This is a genomic window from Streptomyces sp. NPDC088354 (assembly GCF_044753585.1).
Classification (GTDB): domain Bacteria; phylum Actinomycetota; class Actinomycetes; order Streptomycetales; family Streptomycetaceae; genus Actinacidiphila.
The window spans coordinates 1-15,887 of sequence record NZ_JBIVNJ010000049.1 but is presented as its reverse complement, the minus strand read 5'-3'; the positions used below and the strand labels follow the sequence as shown (position 1 = coordinate 15,887).

Annotated in this window: 13 protein-coding genes; 7 read left to right on the top strand and 6 right to left on the bottom strand. The window is 71.8% G+C overall.

All coding sequences use genetic code 11. The annotated features are described in order from the left end of the window. Positions 1-433 precede the first annotated feature (433 nt). Positions 434-1,900: a dihydrolipoyl dehydrogenase family protein gene (locus ACIP98_RS37455; protein ID WP_401980726.1), complete on the bottom strand. Its 1,467-nt coding sequence runs from the start codon at positions 1,898-1,900 to the stop codon at positions 434-436. Between the two features lie 134 nt (positions 1,901-2,034). After that, a complete protein-coding gene (locus ACIP98_RS37450) occupies positions 2,035-2,505 on the bottom strand; it encodes a VOC family protein (RefSeq protein WP_401980723.1) in 471 nt (156 codons plus the stop codon). A gap of 472 nt (positions 2,506-2,977) precedes the next feature. Here ACIP98_RS37450 and ACIP98_RS37445 point away from each other — a divergent pair, with 472 nt between their 5' ends. After that, positions 2,978-3,844 carry a helix-turn-helix transcriptional regulator gene (locus tag ACIP98_RS37445; RefSeq protein ID WP_319663643.1) on the top strand — a complete coding sequence of 289 codons (867 nt, stop codon included), beginning with the start codon at positions 2,978-2,980 and terminating at the stop codon, positions 3,842-3,844. A gap of 400 nt (positions 3,845-4,244) precedes the next feature. Here the strand turns inward: ACIP98_RS37445 and ACIP98_RS37440 are convergent, their stop codons facing one another. Next, positions 4,245-5,270, bottom strand: coding sequence for an NADP-dependent oxidoreductase (locus tag ACIP98_RS37440; protein ID WP_319663641.1), 1,026 nt, complete (start codon positions 5,268-5,270; stop codon positions 4,245-4,247). Positions 5,271-5,381: 111 nt separating this feature from the next. On the opposite strand from ACIP98_RS37440, the gene ACIP98_RS37435 reads away from it, so the two are divergent. The 4 genes from ACIP98_RS37435 (at position 5,382) to ACIP98_RS37420 (ending at position 8,166) form a co-directional block, all read left to right on the top strand. Continuing rightward, the gene (locus tag ACIP98_RS37435; protein WP_401980719.1) at positions 5,382-5,975 is read left to right on the top strand and encodes a TetR/AcrR family transcriptional regulator; all 594 of its coding nucleotides are present in this window, start codon (positions 5,382-5,384) and stop codon (positions 5,973-5,975) included. Between the two features lie 453 nt (positions 5,976-6,428). Beyond that, positions 6,429-6,746: a hypothetical protein gene (locus tag ACIP98_RS37430; protein ID WP_401980718.1), complete on the top strand. Its 318-nt coding sequence runs from the start codon at positions 6,429-6,431 to the stop codon at positions 6,744-6,746. A gap of 800 nt (positions 6,747-7,546) precedes the next feature. Further along, complete coding sequence (locus ACIP98_RS37425; RefSeq protein WP_319663638.1) at positions 7,547-7,804, top strand: hypothetical protein; 258 nt, start codon at positions 7,547-7,549, stop codon at positions 7,802-7,804. Beyond that, positions 7,801-8,166 carry a hypothetical protein gene (locus ACIP98_RS37420; RefSeq protein WP_401980715.1) on the top strand — a complete coding sequence of 122 codons (366 nt, stop codon included), beginning with the start codon at positions 7,801-7,803 and terminating at the stop codon, positions 8,164-8,166. Before ACIP98_RS37425 ends, ACIP98_RS37420 begins: the two co-directional genes overlap by 4 nt. 211 nt (positions 8,167-8,377) lie before the next feature. Here the strand turns inward: ACIP98_RS37420 and ACIP98_RS37415 are convergent, their stop codons facing one another. Both ACIP98_RS37415 and ACIP98_RS37410 read right to left on the bottom strand, forming a co-directional pair. Next, on the bottom strand, positions 8,378-9,136 hold the full coding sequence (locus tag ACIP98_RS37415) for a phosphotransferase (protein ID WP_401980712.1): 759 nt from the start codon (positions 9,134-9,136) through the stop codon (positions 8,378-8,380). Between the two features lie 471 nt (positions 9,137-9,607). Further along, entirely contained in the window at positions 9,608-10,726 is a 1,119-nt protein-coding gene (locus ACIP98_RS37410) for a SpoIIE family protein phosphatase (protein ID WP_401980711.1), read from the bottom strand. A gap of 2,460 nt (positions 10,727-13,186) precedes the next feature. Here ACIP98_RS37410 and ACIP98_RS37405 point away from each other — a divergent pair. Next, the gene (locus tag ACIP98_RS37405; RefSeq protein ID WP_401980709.1) at positions 13,187-13,552 is read left to right on the top strand and encodes a DUF3099 domain-containing protein; all 366 of its coding nucleotides are present in this window, start codon (positions 13,187-13,189) and stop codon (positions 13,550-13,552) included. 179 nt (positions 13,553-13,731) lie between these two features. Then, positions 13,732-14,022 carry a hypothetical protein gene (locus tag ACIP98_RS37400; protein WP_401980706.1) on the top strand — a complete coding sequence of 97 codons (291 nt, stop codon included), beginning with the start codon at positions 13,732-13,734 and terminating at the stop codon, positions 14,020-14,022. Positions 14,023-15,054: 1,032 nt separating this feature from the next. Here ACIP98_RS37400 and ACIP98_RS37395 read toward each other — a convergent pair. Beyond that, positions 15,055-15,768: an SDR family oxidoreductase gene (locus ACIP98_RS37395; protein WP_319663632.1), complete on the bottom strand. Its 714-nt coding sequence runs from the start codon at positions 15,766-15,768 to the stop codon at positions 15,055-15,057. Positions 15,769-15,887 lie beyond the last annotated feature (119 nt).

The window sequence follows — 15,887 nt, the reverse complement described above, 5'->3', positions numbered from 1 at the left end:
TCCTGCCGGGTGATTCCGCCGTCGATCAGGTAGTAGTGCCTGGTCAGGTTCCCCGCAGTGGAACGAAAACGCAGTCCGACAAGCCAGTGGACGTCCGTCTGCCGGTGGCCCGGCGGCCTGTCGGCGGCGGGTGCTCCCGCGGGGACGGGTGCGGTGGGCCCGCGCCCCGGTGCGCCCGGGCGGTCGCAGAGGTGGACCGCCCGGGGCGGCGGGGCCGGCCGGTTCGTCGGGGCAGGCAGTACGTGCATGGTGCGCGCCTTTCTCGTTCGGCTGTCGGCGAGGCCCGAAAAGTCCCGGGCTCCGCCCGAAAGCGGCCGCCAGGTACGGGGCACCGGCAGTGCCGGGCTGTTTCTCGCAAGGCTGTGAGCCGTTCGTGTTCGCCGGTGGGGTGCCACGGCCGAGGCCGGGTTGCACCGGACGCCGGCCGGCATGCTCAGCCGCGGTAGGTCTCCAGCAGCCGCAGCCAGACTTCGCCGAGGGTGGGGAAGGCGGGGACGGCGTGCCAGAGCCGGTCGAGGGGTACCTCGCCGGCGACCGCGATGGTGGCCGAGTGCACCAGTTCCCCGACGCCGGGGCCGGCGAAGGTGACGCCCACCACGGTGCCGCGGTCGGTGTCGACAAGCATGCGGGCCCGGCCGCGGTACTCCTCGCCGTACTGGTGGGCACCGGCGACGCGGGCGAGGTCGTAGTCGACGACCTCGACGCTGCGCCCGCTCCGCTCGGCCTCGCGGCTGGTCAGGCCGACGGAGGCGACCTCGGGGGTGGTGAAGACGACCTGCGGGACGGCCGCGTGGTCGGCGGTGGCGACATGCGCGCCCCAAGGGGCGTCGTCGACCGGCTCGCCCTTGGCGCGGGCGCCGATGACGGCGCCGGCGATCCGGGCCTGGTACTTGCCCTGATGCGTCATCAGGGCGCGGCGGTTGACGTCGCCGACGGCGTAGAGCCAGCCGCCGTCCACGCCGGTGACACGGAAGGTGTCGTCCACGGTCAGCCAGTCGCCGGGGGTGAGACCGACGGTCTCCAGGCCGATATCCCGGGTCCGGGGGGCCCGGCCGGTCGCCAGCAGGACCTCGTCCGCGGCCAGTTGCCCGCCGTCGCGGAGCGTGATCCGCACCTCGCCGCCCTCGCCGCCCTCGCCGTCCTCCCGGGCCAGGGAGGTGACGGTGGTGTTGAAACGGATGTCGACGCCGGATTCGCGCAGCCCGTCGGTGACCAGCTCGCCGGCGAACGGCTCCATCCGCTCCAGGAGTCCGTCGGCGAGGACGAGCATGGTGACCTGGGAGCCGAGGGCCTGCCAGGCGGTGGCCATCTCGACGGCGACCACACCGCCTCCGACGACGGCGAGGCGGCCGGGCACCTTGTCGGCGCTGGTGGCCTCGCGGCTGGTCCACGGCCGGACGGTGTCGAGTCCGGGGATCGGGGGCAGGGCGGCGCGGGTGCCGGTGGAGACAGCGACCGCGTGCCGGGCGGTCAGGGCGACCGTGTCGCCCTCAGGGGTCTGCACCGCGACCTGCTTGGGGCCGGTGAGGCGGCCGTGGCCGCGCACGAGGTCGACGCGGACCGAGGTCAGCCAGTCGACCTGGTCCTCGTCCTTCCAGTACGAGGACATCTTGTCGCGGTGCGCGAGGACCGCCTCGACGTCCAGCGGGCCGGCCACCGCCGGGTCGAGTCCGGGTACGCGGCTCGCGTCGGCACGTGCCACCACGGGCCGCAGCAGCGCCTTGCTCGGGTCGCAGGCCCAGAACGAGCACTCGCCGCCGAGGAGTTCGCGTTCCACGATCACGGCGCTGAGCCCTGCGGCGCGGGCGCGTTCGGCCACGTTCTCGCCGACCGGCCCCCCGCCGATGACGATCACGTCGTAGGTGCGGCTGGTCTCGTTCCTCACTGCGGTGTTCCTCACTGTTCGGGTTCTCCTTGGCTTCGGTGACTCGGGCGGGCCTGCCGGACGGCGCCGTGGCGCCCGCGCAGGCCGGCGCCGTCCTCCGGGCCGTGTCCGTTGCGATGCAAGCCCCTGGACGGTGGTTTGCGGACCGGTCAGCGGCCGGGGAGGCGCTGCGAGACCTCCTGGAGCACCCAGCCGTTGCCGTCCGGGTCGCTGAAGGTGAGGAAGGAGCCGTAGGAGGCGCGCTCGGGGTGCAGGCCGGCCAGCCGCTCCTGGCCGAGGCCGCTGTGGGTGACGTCCCCGCCCGCGTGGCCGTGGAAGAGGCCGCCTGCGTCGTGGAAGATCTCGCCGACCTCGATGCCGCGGCCGACGAGCTCCGCGCGGGCCTCCTCGATGTCGGAGACGATGAGATACAGGCCTTGGACCGAGCCGGGTGCGACGGGCGTCAGCCCCTCGCCGAAAATGATCGAGCATTCCGAGCCGGACGGCGTGAAATGCACGATCCGCACGCCCTCGTCGGCCGTGTAGTCGACGTCCAGGCGGAATCCGGCCTTCTCGTAGAAGGCCTTGGCCCGGTCGGTGTCGGACACGGGCAGCACGATCATTTCGAGCTTCAGGTTCATGGGGGGAAGTCCTTGTTCCTTGATGTCGGCTTGCAATTCCAGAGAACCAGCCGAAAAGGCGCCGCGGAGGGGTCCGGCAGGCCCGCCTCGGCCCGGGCCTGCCGGTCCGGGTACTGGCAGGCCCCCCCAGCCCCATCACCGGGCAGTGCGCGGTGGGCGGCTTCGGGACAAGGCAGTTCGACCTCGCCGGCACGGACACCGGCGAGGACACGTGCCCGGCACGGGCGCCTGCCCCCGGAACACGTACTTCCCCGACGGCCACTTTTGCGACCACCCCCGGCGAACGCATTTACCGAAAACGACCACCCGTCGTTTTCCGCCGCCCGTCGGGCAAAAAAGTCGCGCGCCCCATTTCCCTTTTCCCGGGCGCCGCCGCTGGCCTGTTTCCCGGTGACGGGGCGCAGCTTGTGCGGCACGTATCATTCCCTTGCACGTATTGCCGGGGCAGCGCGACGAGGGCTAGCCTCACCATATGGCCAGGACATCGTCCGCTTCGGGTGACAACAAGGAGCTGAGCGATTTTCTGCGGTCGCGCCGCGCCCAGGTGACTCCCGAGCAGGCCGGGGTCACACCGGGGGCGGGCCGCCGTGTTCCGGGACTGCGCCGCGAGGAGGTCGCCCTGTCGGCCGGATTGAGCGCGGACTACTACATCCGCCTGGAACGCGGACGGGTGGCCAATGCCTCCGACGCGGTGCTGGAGGGCGTGGCCCGCGCCTTGCGGCTGGACGATGTCGAGCGTGCGCACCTGTTCGACCTGGCCAGGCCGCAGTCCGTGGCCAAAGTGAGCCGGTCCGCCCATCCGCGGCGAGTGCGCCCGGGTGCGTACGCACTGCTCGAGGCTCTGCGGGACAGCCCCGCGATGATCCTGAACGGCCGCATGGACGTCCTCGCCCTCAATGCGATGGCGCGCGCGGTATTCGTCGATTTCGAGGCCGTGCCCGTCCGCGAGCGCAATTTGGCGCGATTTGTGCTTCTCGACCCTGTGGCGCGTGAACTGTTTGTCGACTGGGACATGGCTGCCCGCATGGTGGTCACGGGTTTGCGCCTGTATGCGGGCCGGAATCCGGGCGATGCGCAACTGACCGAGCTGATCGATCAGCTATCGGCGGCGGACGCAGATTTTCGCCGATGGTGGGCCGCGCACGACGTGGAGGAGTTCTCCCACGGCACCAGACGCTACCGGCACCCCTTGCTCGGCGAAGTCACCCTGAACTACGAGACCCTTGTCCTTCCAGGTGACCCGGGCCAGTGGTTGTTCGTGAGCACAGCCCGACCCGGCTCACGGTCTTCCGCGGCCCTGCGCGCCCTCGCCGACCGGATCGGCGACCCGGGTGCCTAGTCGACGGCACGCTGGGGCCGCGCCCCGCACGGGATGCCGGGGGTCTTCGTGCTCACCGGCGCGAAGGCCGACACGGGGACCCCGCCGGACATGCCGGCCGTCGAACCCGCGCTGACCGGTCACCGCCCGGTCCGGACACCGATCGGCGACCGGCACTGCCGCGGACGGGGGTTCGGACGGCGACCGGCGCAGGCGACGAGTGCGCTCCGGCCGCGGCCGGCCCGCAAGGGCGGACCCGAACAGACCGGCGCGGCATTGTGCAGGCCGCTGCGGCAGCCGATCGGTCGAGTCGGTCGACGACACCCTCAGGGGCCTACAGACCTCGCGGCGCGGCCGTCCGCATCCCGCCGCGACTCCCCGCCCCGACCGCCGCCACCTGGCACATCCGCGTGCGGGCCGGTCAGGCGGCTCGCTCCTGGGCGACGGTCAGCACGATCTTTCCCTGGATGTGCCCTCGGGCGGCGCGTTCGTGCGCGGCCCGGGCATCCGCGAGCGCGAACGTGCTGTCGATCGCGACGCGGACCGTGCCCGCCTCGAGCAGGCGTGCCAGTTCGGCAAGCTGCGCGCCGTTCGAGCGGACCTGGGTGCCCGTGACGGTGACGCCCAGCTCGGCGGTCTCCTCGTCGTCGAATGCACCGAAGAACACGGGGAACTGGGAGCCGCCGCGCCTGAGCGTGCGCAGGAAGCGCTTGCTGTGGGGGCCGCCGACGGCGTCGAGAACGAGGTCGACGTCGTGCACGAGTTCCTCGGGACGGCTCGTGGTGTAGTCGATGAACTCGTCGGCGCCCAGTTCGCGCAGGAACAGTTCGTGCGCGCCCGACGCCACCGCGATGACCCGTGCGCCCTTCCATTTCGCCAGCTGCAGAGCGAAGTGCCCCACGCCGCCCGCGGCGCCGTTGACCAGGACCGTCGTGCCGGCGTCCAGTGGCACCGGGCGGTGCTGCGCCGCCTGGAAGGGCGAGGGGTGGTCGTGGCCGAGCTCGATCAGGAACTGCCACGCGGTGAGCCCGGCCATGGGAGTACCGGCGGCGTGCACGTGATCGATGCCGGCCGGCTTGAGCGCGAGGTCCGACGCGGGCGCGGCCACGTACTCGGCATAGGTGCTGCCGTCGAAGCTGGGGAAGCGCAGGAGGCCGAAGACCTCGTCCCCGACGCGGAAGCCGTCGACATCCGCGGCGACGGCCTCGACGACGCCCGACAGGTCCGTCCCCGGAATCACGGGCAGGCCGAACTTCGGCCTCACCTCCGGGGGCAGGTTGGACATCCCGTCGCGCAGGTACCAGTCGGGGGGATTGACGCCGACCGCGTGCACGCGAACGAGCACCTCACCCGGCCCCGGCTCGGGCATCGGCACCTCGTCGTAGCGCAGAACTTCAGGACCGCCGTGCTCATGGAGCCGGACCGCCCTCATCGTGTGTGTCGGCATCGTCTCTCCTGCCCGCACCGCGGGATAGGCTTATTCGGATCAGCGCTCCACATAAACGGACCACTGATCCGAATATATGGACCACTGATCCGGATAGTCAAGGGGGGCCAGATGCGGGCCGACGCCAGGAAGAACCGCGACCACCTGCTCGCGGTCGCGGGCACCGCCATCGCCGAGCAGGGCGTCGAGGTGTCACTGCGCGACATCGCACGCAGGGCCGATGTCGGACTCGCGACGTTGCTGCGTCACTTCCCGACGCGCGAGGCGCTGCTCGACGCCCTGCTCCGCACGAGCTTCGACGAGTTGACCGCCAAGGCGGGCGCCCTGGAAACGGCCGGCTCGCCCGACGACGCTCTCGTGTCGTGGCTGCGCGACTGCGTCGCGTGGACCACCGAGTACCGGGGCGCGGTCGTGCTGATGGCAGCCGCCATCGAGGACACCGGGTCCGCACTCCACACCTCGTGCGTCACGCTGCGTGCGGCCGGTGCGCGGCTGCTCACCCGCGCCCAGGCCGCGGGCACGGCGCGGACCGACATGGACGGCGCGGACTTGTTCGCGCTGGTGGCGGCGCTCGCCTGGATCGGCGATCAGCACTCGCTCGCGTCACGCGCCGACCACCTCTTCGGCATCGTCGCAAGCGCCATCCTGACCGGCGCGACGAGCAGCGGTACCGCAGGGGAACGCCGCCCTCGCACCCGCGGCTGAGACCGTCGCGTGCGCGAACCGGAACTCGGCCCCGGGCTCGACCGGACCGGATCGACGCGGAGTTCGCCCAGGCGGTCGAAGTCACCGGCACCGAAGCGCGCGCTCCCCCGAAGCCGGCCGCGCCGCCGGGCCGCCGCCTGACAGCACGGCCGCCGACAACGGTCACCGTCACCGGCCCCGTCGGGCAGGCTGCCGCATGCGGATCGTCGCGCCGCGCACTCGGATTCACCCCCGACCGGCCACGCCCGCCCGGACACGCCGCCCAACGCCACTGCGCCCGAACTGCCCGACCACCGCGAACCGCACCGGTTCCCGGGCGAGATGCGCCCCCCCCGGGGGGGTGGCCGGCGTGAGAACGACATGACTGTTCGTCACTCACGCCAACACCGCGTGGGCACCATCTGTCAGTACCACGCGCCGGGTCGCTGAACCTGCGCCACGAACCCTCGGACGATGACGTTCAGTTCCACCGGCACTCCCCCGCAGGCCATCAGCCGGCCACCGGCAGCAAGAAAGGCCCCGGGCCGGCCCGGCCCCCCTTCCGTCGAAGCGTTCGCACGTCACCCGGCGCAGACCGCCGACGCCACGAAAGTGCTGGGCTGGTCCGATCCGGGGACGATCACCGTCCAACCGTTGCCGATCAGGTCCGAGGACCGCACGGGGACAGACGGCCCCGTCAGGAACGTGAAGCCGCCCCCGGTCACCGTGGTGCCCGGTGGGCACTGGACGGTCGCCACGGAGTCGCCCTCGGTGTTCGTCGGCACCGGCTGACTGGTGACCCTTGTCGTGCGGACAGGTCCGGGCGGACCCGACGGACCGGGCGGACCCGCGGGGCCCGGCGGACCCGACGGACCGGGCGGACCCGCGGGGCCCGCCGGACCGGGCGGACCGGGTGGCCCGGGCCGGCCCGAACGGTTCGGGCAGTAGCCGGGCAACGCCGGGACGGAGAAGCACGGGTGGGCCGTGCTCTGCGCGCCACCACGAGCCGCAGCGGGGACCGCGGTGCCGGACGCCAGGGCCGCCATCACTGCCGCCATGCACGCGCCCGCCCTGCGCGACCGCACCCTCCTCCTCGTCGTCGAGAGCGCGGCTGTGCGGATCCCCATGCATCCTCCAAGAGCAGGCGTTCGGGTGGGTGGGCGCTGCACCGCGGACACACCGGCAGCGACCCACAGCAAGATTCATGCCGGGAGATCACTGCTGCACCCGCACCGGCCGACCGGGTGAGGTTTCCCTGCGCGGCCACCGGCACCTGCACAGCCACCCTTCACCGGCCGCACTGGTCCGGTGTTCTCGGGTGGCGACCCGCCCCGACGGCACCCGGCTCGCCACCACCGGCAACGACGAGACGGTGCTGCGACCGGCCCCCGGCCGCGCCGGCGCGTCGCCGGCATGGGGCGCGCGAGGGCGGCATCGCGCACATCGTGACCACCCGCCACCTCCCCCGCGCCGCCGTCGACGAGCTCGCGGTCGTACTCGGCCCGAAGCATGCTCCATCCCATGGGGCCCGGCCCCAGACCCGAACCCCCGTTTGCTATGTGCCGATACCAGCGCATAGCTATAGTGCCGGTATGGGAAAGCAGACCAATATCCGGCTGGACGAAGCCGTCAAAGCAGCCGCCGAGGAACGGGCCAAGCGCCGCGGCCTGAGCCTGCAGGGATATGTGGCCGACCTGATCGAGGCCGATGTGAACCAGTCACGCGCCGCCTTCATGGCCGGCGCCGCGGCGTTCCTGGCCGCGTACGCGGAACAGTTCGAGGCGGAGGTCGGCGAGGACCGGTACCCGGGCCTTCCGGACAAGCCGGCGAAGTCACGGGACGCCGCGTGAACCTCCGCATCGATCTCGCCTGGATCCTGGCAGTCGCACAGCAGATTCCGGGAGATCCCCAGGTCGTCGACTACGGCGTCGCGGTCGCGGCGGAAGCACGTCACCGGGCGGAAATCCTTGACCGCGAGGTCCACCCCGAGCCTCATCACAAGGCAGCGGCGCTGCTGTGCGAGCTGGCGAGAAACCCGAGCCTGGAGCTGAGGAACCTGCTCTTCGCGGCCACCGTCACCGCGGCCTACCTGTCGGCGTGCGGCCTGCCGGTGAGCCCTGGCCTGGACACCGTTCTCCCGCTGGCCCGCGCCGCCCGCGACGGGCTCCCGGTGCGGGAGATCGCCGCTCAGATCACGACCTGGACAAGCTGATCCTCTCGTCGGTTCCCTGATCCGGAACGGAATGAGGCGGTAGCGGCTCCACCGGCCGGCGGGCGGTACCCGGGGGCGGCGGAACCCGGGGGACGGCTCGGGTTCCCGGGGCGTCGTGGGGGTCGGGCCCGTCAGCGGGTGGGGTGGGGTGCTCGACCGGAGCGAACAGGATCAGCAGGCAGACCGCCCCGAGACGGATGGCGGACCGTGGTCAGGCCAGGGGTGAGGTCAGTTGTGCCGTGCGGTCCAGCCATGCCGCGGCGGCGGCGCCGCGCTGGGCGACGACGTCGTCGGGTTCGCCATTGAGCAGGGCGAAGGGGATCTGCTCAAGGCCGAAGGTGAGATACCAGGTCCACGCACGGTGCAGGGTGCGCCTGTCGACGGCGGCCGCGACCTTGTCCCAGCCGTGCCAGGCCAGACAGGCGGCGTCGACGGCGGGGTCGAAGGGCTGGGCCAGATCCCAGTCCAGCACACCGAGCAGGCGACCGTCTTCGCTCCAGCGCATGTTGCCGCCGGCCAGGTCGCCGTGGACGAGCGACGGCATGACGGCGGGCAGGTCCAATGCGGCATGGACACGGCGACGCGCTTCGGACCGCCACCCGCGCGGCAGCCGGGGCAGCACGTCCTGCTCCATGATCTCGGCCCACCGCTCACCTCCCGCGTACTCGTGCGGCACCCCCAGCAGACCGTCCAGGTCACGGCAGTCCACCTGCCGCAGCGCGTCCAGCAGCCGGGCGAGCTCCTTCGGCTCTCCGCCCTCGCCCCGCCGGCAAGGCCTGCCCTCCAGCCACGACAGCGCGACGGCGGTGTGCCCCTGCGCCCGGACCACCTCGGACAAGGGGACCGGCACCGCGAACGGCAAGTCCGCCTCCGCCAGACGGCGCAGAAGTTCGGTACGCCGGGGCAGCGCGGCGACCGCGGTGGAGTTCTTGGCGATGCGCACGACGGCGACACCGGCAAGCAGCACCACGTGGTGAGAGCCGCCACTATCGAAAGCCGCACCGCGAAGATCTTCTCCGGGCAGCACGGCCGCGGCGACAGCGAGCAGTTCCTCGGGCACCCGGCCAAGCACCGTGACTCCTCCCCCGGCTGACGCCGGGGGCTTCTCGCTGCGCCGGGTTGGCGTCGCGACGGACCAGCCCGGCCCACGGCAGCGTACCGGGACAGCCTTGTCGATCAGCCGGCCGGACAACGCTCGAGGCCCCCGGAACTCCTCCCCCTGTGGTTCCGGGGGCTTCCAGGTACCCCATGTCCGGCCGTCCGGCGCCATGGGCGTCCGGTCGTCCTCGTTGTGGGCGTCGGCCTGGACGCGTATCACGTCGATCGCGCCGTTCCCCCCGGCCGGGCCGGGCCGGGAACCCGCGCGAGGCCGACATGCGGTCGGCCGCGTGCTGCTCCTGTGCGTCGCCGAGGAGGGCGCGGGATCCGTGCCCCGTGCGGGTCACGAGACCAGGCCGCCCGGCAGGGCCTGCTCGTCCGCTTCGGGGTCGTCGGCCCGGGGGCAGTATTCGGCCCAGATGGTCTTGCCCCGCGCGTGGTGGCGGGTGCCCCAGCGCTGGGTCAACTGGGCGACGATGAACAGCCCCCGGCCGCCCTCGTCGAAGGTGCGGGCACGCCGAAGGTGCGGGGAGGTGGTGCTGCCGTCGGTGACCTCGCAGGCCAGGCAGGCGTCGCAGCGGATCAGGCGGAGCCGTACCGGTGGCTGGGCATGGCGGATGGCGTTGGTGACGAGCTCGCTGACGATCAGGACGGTGGTGGTCGTGGCGTCGTCCAGGCCCCATGCCCTCAGCTTGGCCGTGACATGTCTGCGCGCCACGGACACGGCCACCGGATCGGCGGGGAGGTTCCAGGTCGCCAGGGCGGTGCCGTCCAGCGTGCGGGTACGGGCGGCGAGCACGGCCACCTGGCGGTGGCCTCCCTTCGCGAGCAGGCAGGCCACCGCAGTACGGCAGGTGTCGGCGAGCGAGGGCTTCGGCTTTGCCACCTGCTCCGGCATCCCGGGTCCGTCGGTGCCCGTCGCGGGATCGGCCGGCTCGGCGGAGTGCGTGGACAGCAGGAGCACGCTGCCGTCGGGGAGCGGCATTTCGGCGGTCTCGACCTGGGCTCGCGCCCGGCCCAGCGGCGCTCCGGCGGGAAGAGCGACGGGGGTGACGGCTCCGTCGGGGGTGACGACGGCGGGGGCCGGATGCCCGGCGCAGGCCAGGGTGCACTCTGCCGTGACGGGGTCGTAGACGGCGTACAGGCAGCGTGCCGTGACGTCGGGAGCTCTCTCGTCCGGCCGCAACCGGCGAAGAATGTCACGGAGATGGATGAGCGCCTCGTCCGGTTGCACGTCGATGTCCGCCAGGGTGTGCACCGCGGCACGCAGTTCGGGCACCAGGCCGGGGGCCGGGTGCCCGTGCTCGGTCACGCTGCCGGCGACCAGCGCCACCCGGGCTCCGGACAGCGGGATCGCGTCCGTCCAGTGGGCCTGCGGCCCACCGTCGTCAGCCCGGCAGTACGCCAGTTCCACGGCCGCGGGCTGCGGCAGGCGCCCGGGCGGTGTTCGGCACGCCACCATGGAGACTCCCCGATCGCCGGTGGCCCGAGGGGGCTTGGCGCTGCGGCCCGTCCGCCCCGCACGTGGTGGTGCGGGGAGGTGGAATCTGGTTTTGCGGCGAAGCCGGGCCCTGGAGATGAGAACACTCAAACCGACGGACAGGACGGCCGCGGTGATGCCGGCCGCCCGGGCCCGCTCCGGCACGTCGGGAATCGCGTGTCCGTAGACGGCCGCGCTGGTTGCCAGCGTCGAAGCTCCGACGATCAAAGTGTGCCTGAGGGGCAGCAGGGCCGCCGCCACCAGGGGAGCCAACGCCACGTAGTCCGACCAGCGGACCAAGCCGACTGCAGGAGACCGCAGTTGCAGTACGCAGGTGATGGCAAGGCAGACGACCAGCAGTGCACTGGGGCGCCGCAACAACAGGAGTCTGGGCGTGGCCATCGTCGTCACCGTCCTTCCGGGTGGGACGCGCAGTGCCTGCGACACCGGGCGTATCGCCAGTGACGCAAGGGCCTGGGCCGGTGCGCGGGTGTGCGGATTTTCGGGCCGTGGGTGTTCACCGGGAACTTCCGAGGATGCCCCGGCCTTCAGGCCGGGGAGGAATCGGACCCCTGCGGAGCAGGGCAGGGAACGGGGTCTCGCCGTCAGGGCGAAAGACCGCCCACACGGCCGGATACGCTGATCGCCGTGCGTTGCGAGAACCGAGCAGCGCGTACACCGTGCTGATCGAGAGCCAAGACAGCACATGCACCTCCTGGATGTGCTTCATCAAACCGGGCTGGTCTCGACCCGGCCGGTGCCGATCGTGCAAGAGCTGACGGACCGCAGGTCCCGGCCCACGTGAGCCAGCCCCCTGCTTCAACTGGGGGGAGGATTCAGAACGTGCTTCTCCAGGGTGGGATGGGGTGCGACGGATTCATCGGGTGGGAGCTCGATCAGCACGGTGGCGACACATCGCCAGCGGCTGCCGAGGCGTTGCCGGCCGGCTCGACCGGGTGTCAGCCAACGCTGCGTTCCCTCACGGCCGCACGTCTTCGAAGGATGCCGTATTGCCGGGCTGCCGCACGGTGAGGCCAGGGGACCGCGCGGGCGTCCACGGTGGCTGCGGGAGGCACCGCCTCACCGTCAGGGCCCAGGGGGCCGGCGCTGCGACCCCGGACTCTCGGCCGCACTGGGCCGTCGAGGCTGCGTGCCCGGAACATGCGGGCTCCGTCAACGGTCGCACGCCGGGTGGCAGGGGTGAGTGAGAACAGATGCATTGCGGTCGGGGGCGATCGGATTCGCCTGGAGGGCTGTGCCGCATCGACACAGCGTCGCCTTTCGTGCCGTCAGGGCGTGGGAGGGCGCTAGGGGGCCGCCTCCGGCCCGCCGGATGCGGCACGACCCGGCGAACGGTCTCCTCGGCGAGGCGAAGTGCCGCGTTCAGCGCACGGCGGGCGGTCAGGCAGGTGATCGTCCGGCCGGCAGGACAGCCCGGGGATCGGCCCGGTGGCGCGGCTGTCGCCGAGGACGGCTCGCGGTCGCGTGTCCTGCGGCCCCGAGAAGCACGGGGAGCGCCTGAGGGTCCAGGCCGGAAGGGAATGCGCGCGGCTCTGTTGGGATCATGGCTCCACCCTCGCTTTTCCGTATCGTGGAAACCGTTTACCGTTATTCGATTAAATTCTGCGACCGCGGGTCACGCACGTCAAGCGAATACCGGTCGCCCTTCACCCGCGCCGGCGCAGCACAGGCGACGCGGCCATCAACTGCGTCTCACGCCGGAGGGGTTGGGAGAGTGTAAAGTGCCGACAAAACCATGGGGAGTCGAGCAGAAACGACGAACACCCGCCCCGGAAATACAGGTCGGCACGGCATCGTTGTCTGAGGGATATTCCGGGAAATGAGTCTTTTCGGCAGGGTTGCGGGTCGGGCCTGCACCGGTTCGTCACTGGGGCGACTTGCCCCCTCTTCCCGCCCGGCCCTCCCCGCAGCGTGCTACCGGCGCGGATCCTCTGGAATCCGGCCCGAGGCTCCGCGGAGAGCCGGTTTCAAAGCGCCGCCATCAGGGCGCGCCAGGCGGATGGGGCTTACCCCTCGGTGGCTTGCCGCGCGAGCCCCGCGGGGTCGGTCTCGAAGGGGAACGGGCTCAGCGTACGGGTGGTGGGGTCCTTGCTGGTGGGCGGCGTTTCCCCGGCGAAGGGTCCTTCTCCCCGGGCGCGGGAAGCAGTTCACCAGCAGCTCGGCGTGGGCATCCGGTGACGCGTCGAGGCGCACCGGCTGCGGTCTGCTCGGCGCGGGGACTCCTACCGCACCCCGAGGCCGTCCGACAGGTCCCAGGGAGGGTTCCCGGCCTGCCGGCCACCGCCGCTCAGCACCCGGGCTCTACGGGCGGGCGCTGTCACACCGCGGCGGCTTGCCCGGTCTTGGTTATGGCAGATCCACGGCGTGCCGTGGACGGTGCCGGAACCGGGGGCTTCCGGCGTGTGGAACGAGTGGTGGAACGTGACGTGGAAGCACAGCGGCAACCAGGTCTTCCGGATTACCGGGGTCGCGGCCGGGCTCTCGGACGACGTCCGGGCCAGACAGCGGCGCTACATCATCTCGATGTCGGTCCGGACGGTGTCGTTCGTCCTCGCCGTCGTGCTGTGGCAGGTCTCCACGCCCCTGGCCTGGATCACGCTGGTCCTGGGGCTCGTACTGCCCTATGTCGAGGTCGTCGTCGCCAACGCCGGGCGGGAGAACGCCCGCGGAGTGCCCACCACCCACCTCGCACCACCGGAACCGCCCACCCTCGGCCCCGGCAGGGCACCGCTGCCGTCGCAGCGGAATCCGGAACAGGACGCAGGCTCGCCCTCCGGCCGCAGCTGAGCCCGACGCAGACGCCCGGGCTCAAGGCCGCCCGTGCACGCCGTACCGCACGGGACAGCGCACAGGATGATGCAGGGGGTACCAGGTGCATCGGCGCAAGGTGGTGTGCACGACGCAGACCACGCTCATGGAAGCCGGAGCCCGTCTCGGTGCCGTCGCCCGCGAGGTCAGCGCCACCGGTGAACCGGTCGCCATCACCGACCACGGCCAGACCGTCGCGATACTCGTCGGCTTGCACGGTTCTGGCCCAGGGCGAGGGGCAGCCTCGGGACCTGATCGCCTTCCTGAACCGCGACCTGCTCATCGCCCCGTGGCCAGTGCTGCGGACCCTGATCGACCGTCCCCTGCGCGATGCCCTGGGAGAACGGCTGCCCGCAGCTGCCCACCGGCAAGGCCGCAGCTGCCGCGTGAACCTCTTCGCGCTGCATCGTCGCCTCCTGGGCGACGTCCTCGACGTCGAAAAGCCGTAGCCGTACCCCTGGCGATCAACGGCAGGGCACCCGCTCACCGATGGCTGGGGGAGAACGGGTCGTCAGGCCGGGCACCAAAGCCCCTGGTGGTTCGAGTTGCCGTCCTGGTGAGCGGCTGAGCGACCCCCGGCGGTCGTTGCCGTACCACCGTCGGCACTCCTCACGGGCGGCCCACGAACACAAGCCTCAGCCTCGTACCCGATTGGCACCATCACTGCCGCAGCCGCGTCGTCTCGGCAACCGCCCCGGTCTTTGCCGAAGGCCGTGACTGCTCGACGTCTCGCGCGCACCGTGTGCACGATGTGTCAGATGCGGCCTGGTCGGGGCCGCCGTGCCTGGACGGAGGGCTCGTGCGTGTCTTTTTCGTCTTCCTCCGGATGGTGCACGGCACCCTCCGGGGCCTGGAAGAGGCCTGTCGTCGCAGGGCGCGGCAGGCGCGGCGCGGTCGGGTGGGGCATCACCGGTTCCGGCGCGGAGAACAGGGGCACCACGGGAGTCTTGGACGGGCCTGACGGCGCCGGTTGGCGCCGAGCCACGGGAGTGTTCTTCATTGCTGCCCAGTATGCGCCCTTGGCGACTCGTGCTCCGCGCAAGCGGCGCGATCCTGGGGTGGGGCTGGGGAACCCGACGGGCTGCCGAGGCCACTGGCGCGGGTCGCTGGTGGGGCGGCGCTGACCGCGCCGTCGGAGGCGTTCGGGGGTGGGCCGGGCGGTAGGCGACGGCGAGGACTACCGACAGGTCGAGGTCGACGTGATCCACGGGCAGGGCCGCGATGTGCTCGACGGCGCCGGGGCGGACACGGTCGGCCTCGACCAGGGCGCAGCCGGGAGGCGGGCCCGGCCGGCGCCCCACGACCCGGCCCTCGACCCCACCCAAAGAACCATGCCGTCCGCCACTGCCGTCCCAGCCGCGGCGCCGGCGCATCCCGGCTCCTGCGTGAGCAGGGATGCCCCGAGCAGGAGCCGGTTTCTCCTGGCCGGCCGGGGACCGGGTCACCAGCGTCCCGGTGTCCGGGGCCTGCAGGTGTGCGCGTCAGTGGCCGGCGCTCTGACCGCCGTCGACGTACAGGATCTCGCCGGTGACGAACGAGGCGTTCTCCAGGTAGAGCACCGCGTCGACGATGTCGCTGATTTCGCCCATGCGGCCGACCGGGTGCAGGCCCGCGTAGGTCTCGTGGTACTCCACGGCGTGCATGGGGGTCTTGATGATGCCCGGGGCGACGGCGTTGGAGCGGATGCCGCGGGTGGCGTACTCGATGGCCAGGGACTTGGTGGCGGACTGCAGGCCGCCCTTGGTCAGCGAGGCGAGCACCGAGGGCACGTTGGAGTTGGCAGCCTCGACCAGGCTGGTGGTGATGTTCACGATGTGACCGCCGCCCTGGGCGAGCATGTGCGGGACGGCGAGCTGGGTGATGCGGAAGAAGCCGGCCACGTTGACGCCGATCGCCGCGGCGAAGTCGTCCTGCGTGTAGTCGTGGAAGGGCTTGGCGATGAAGATGCCGGCGTTGTTGATCAGGGTGTCGATCCGGCCGAAGCGCTCCACGCCCGCGGCGATGACACGCTCGGCGGTGGCCGGGTCGGAGATGTCGCCCTGGACGGTGAGGACTCCCTCGTCGTGCGATGCAGGGATGGTGCGCGAGGTCGCAACGACCGCGTAGCCGAGCTTGCGGTAGCCCTCGACCATCCCGGCGCCCAGACCCTGAGACGCGCCGGTGATGACAGCAACCTTCTGATCCTGAGTGCCCATGGTGACCTTCTTCCGAAGAAACGTCTTAGACCGACCGGCAAATGGATCATGTGAGGCGTCGGGTGGTGGGTCGGGCGTCCCAGCGGTAGCGGCTCGTTGCTCGACGGATCAGTATGCGG

Bases quoted from the DNA above. Each gene is read 5' to 3' on its own strand.
- ACIP98_RS37410 (WP_401980711.1), bottom strand. From the start codon at position 10,726: ATGGTGGCGTGCCGAACACCGCCCGGGCGCCTGCCGCAGCCCGCGGCC.
- ACIP98_RS37445 (WP_319663643.1), top strand. From the start codon at position 2,978: ATGGCCAGGACATCGTCCGCTTCGGGTGACAACAAGGAGCTGAGCGAT.
- ACIP98_RS37450 (WP_401980723.1), bottom strand. From the start codon at position 2,505: ATGAACCTGAAGCTCGAAATGATCGTGCTGCCCGTGTCCGACACCGAC.
- ACIP98_RS37435 (WP_401980719.1), top strand. From the start codon at position 5,382: ATGCGGGCCGACGCCAGGAAGAACCGCGACCACCTGCTCGCGGTCGCG.
- ACIP98_RS37395 (WP_319663632.1), bottom strand. From the start codon at position 15,768: ATGGGCACTCAGGATCAGAAGGTTGCTGTCATCACCGGCGCGTCTCAG.
- ACIP98_RS37430 (WP_401980718.1), top strand. From the start codon at position 6,429: ATGACGTTCAGTTCCACCGGCACTCCCCCGCAGGCCATCAGCCGGCCA.
- ACIP98_RS37440 (WP_319663641.1), bottom strand. From the start codon at position 5,270: ATGCCGACACACACGATGAGGGCGGTCCGGCTCCATGAGCACGGCGGT.
- ACIP98_RS37425 (WP_319663638.1), top strand. From the start codon at position 7,547: ATGGGAAAGCAGACCAATATCCGGCTGGACGAAGCCGTCAAAGCAGCC.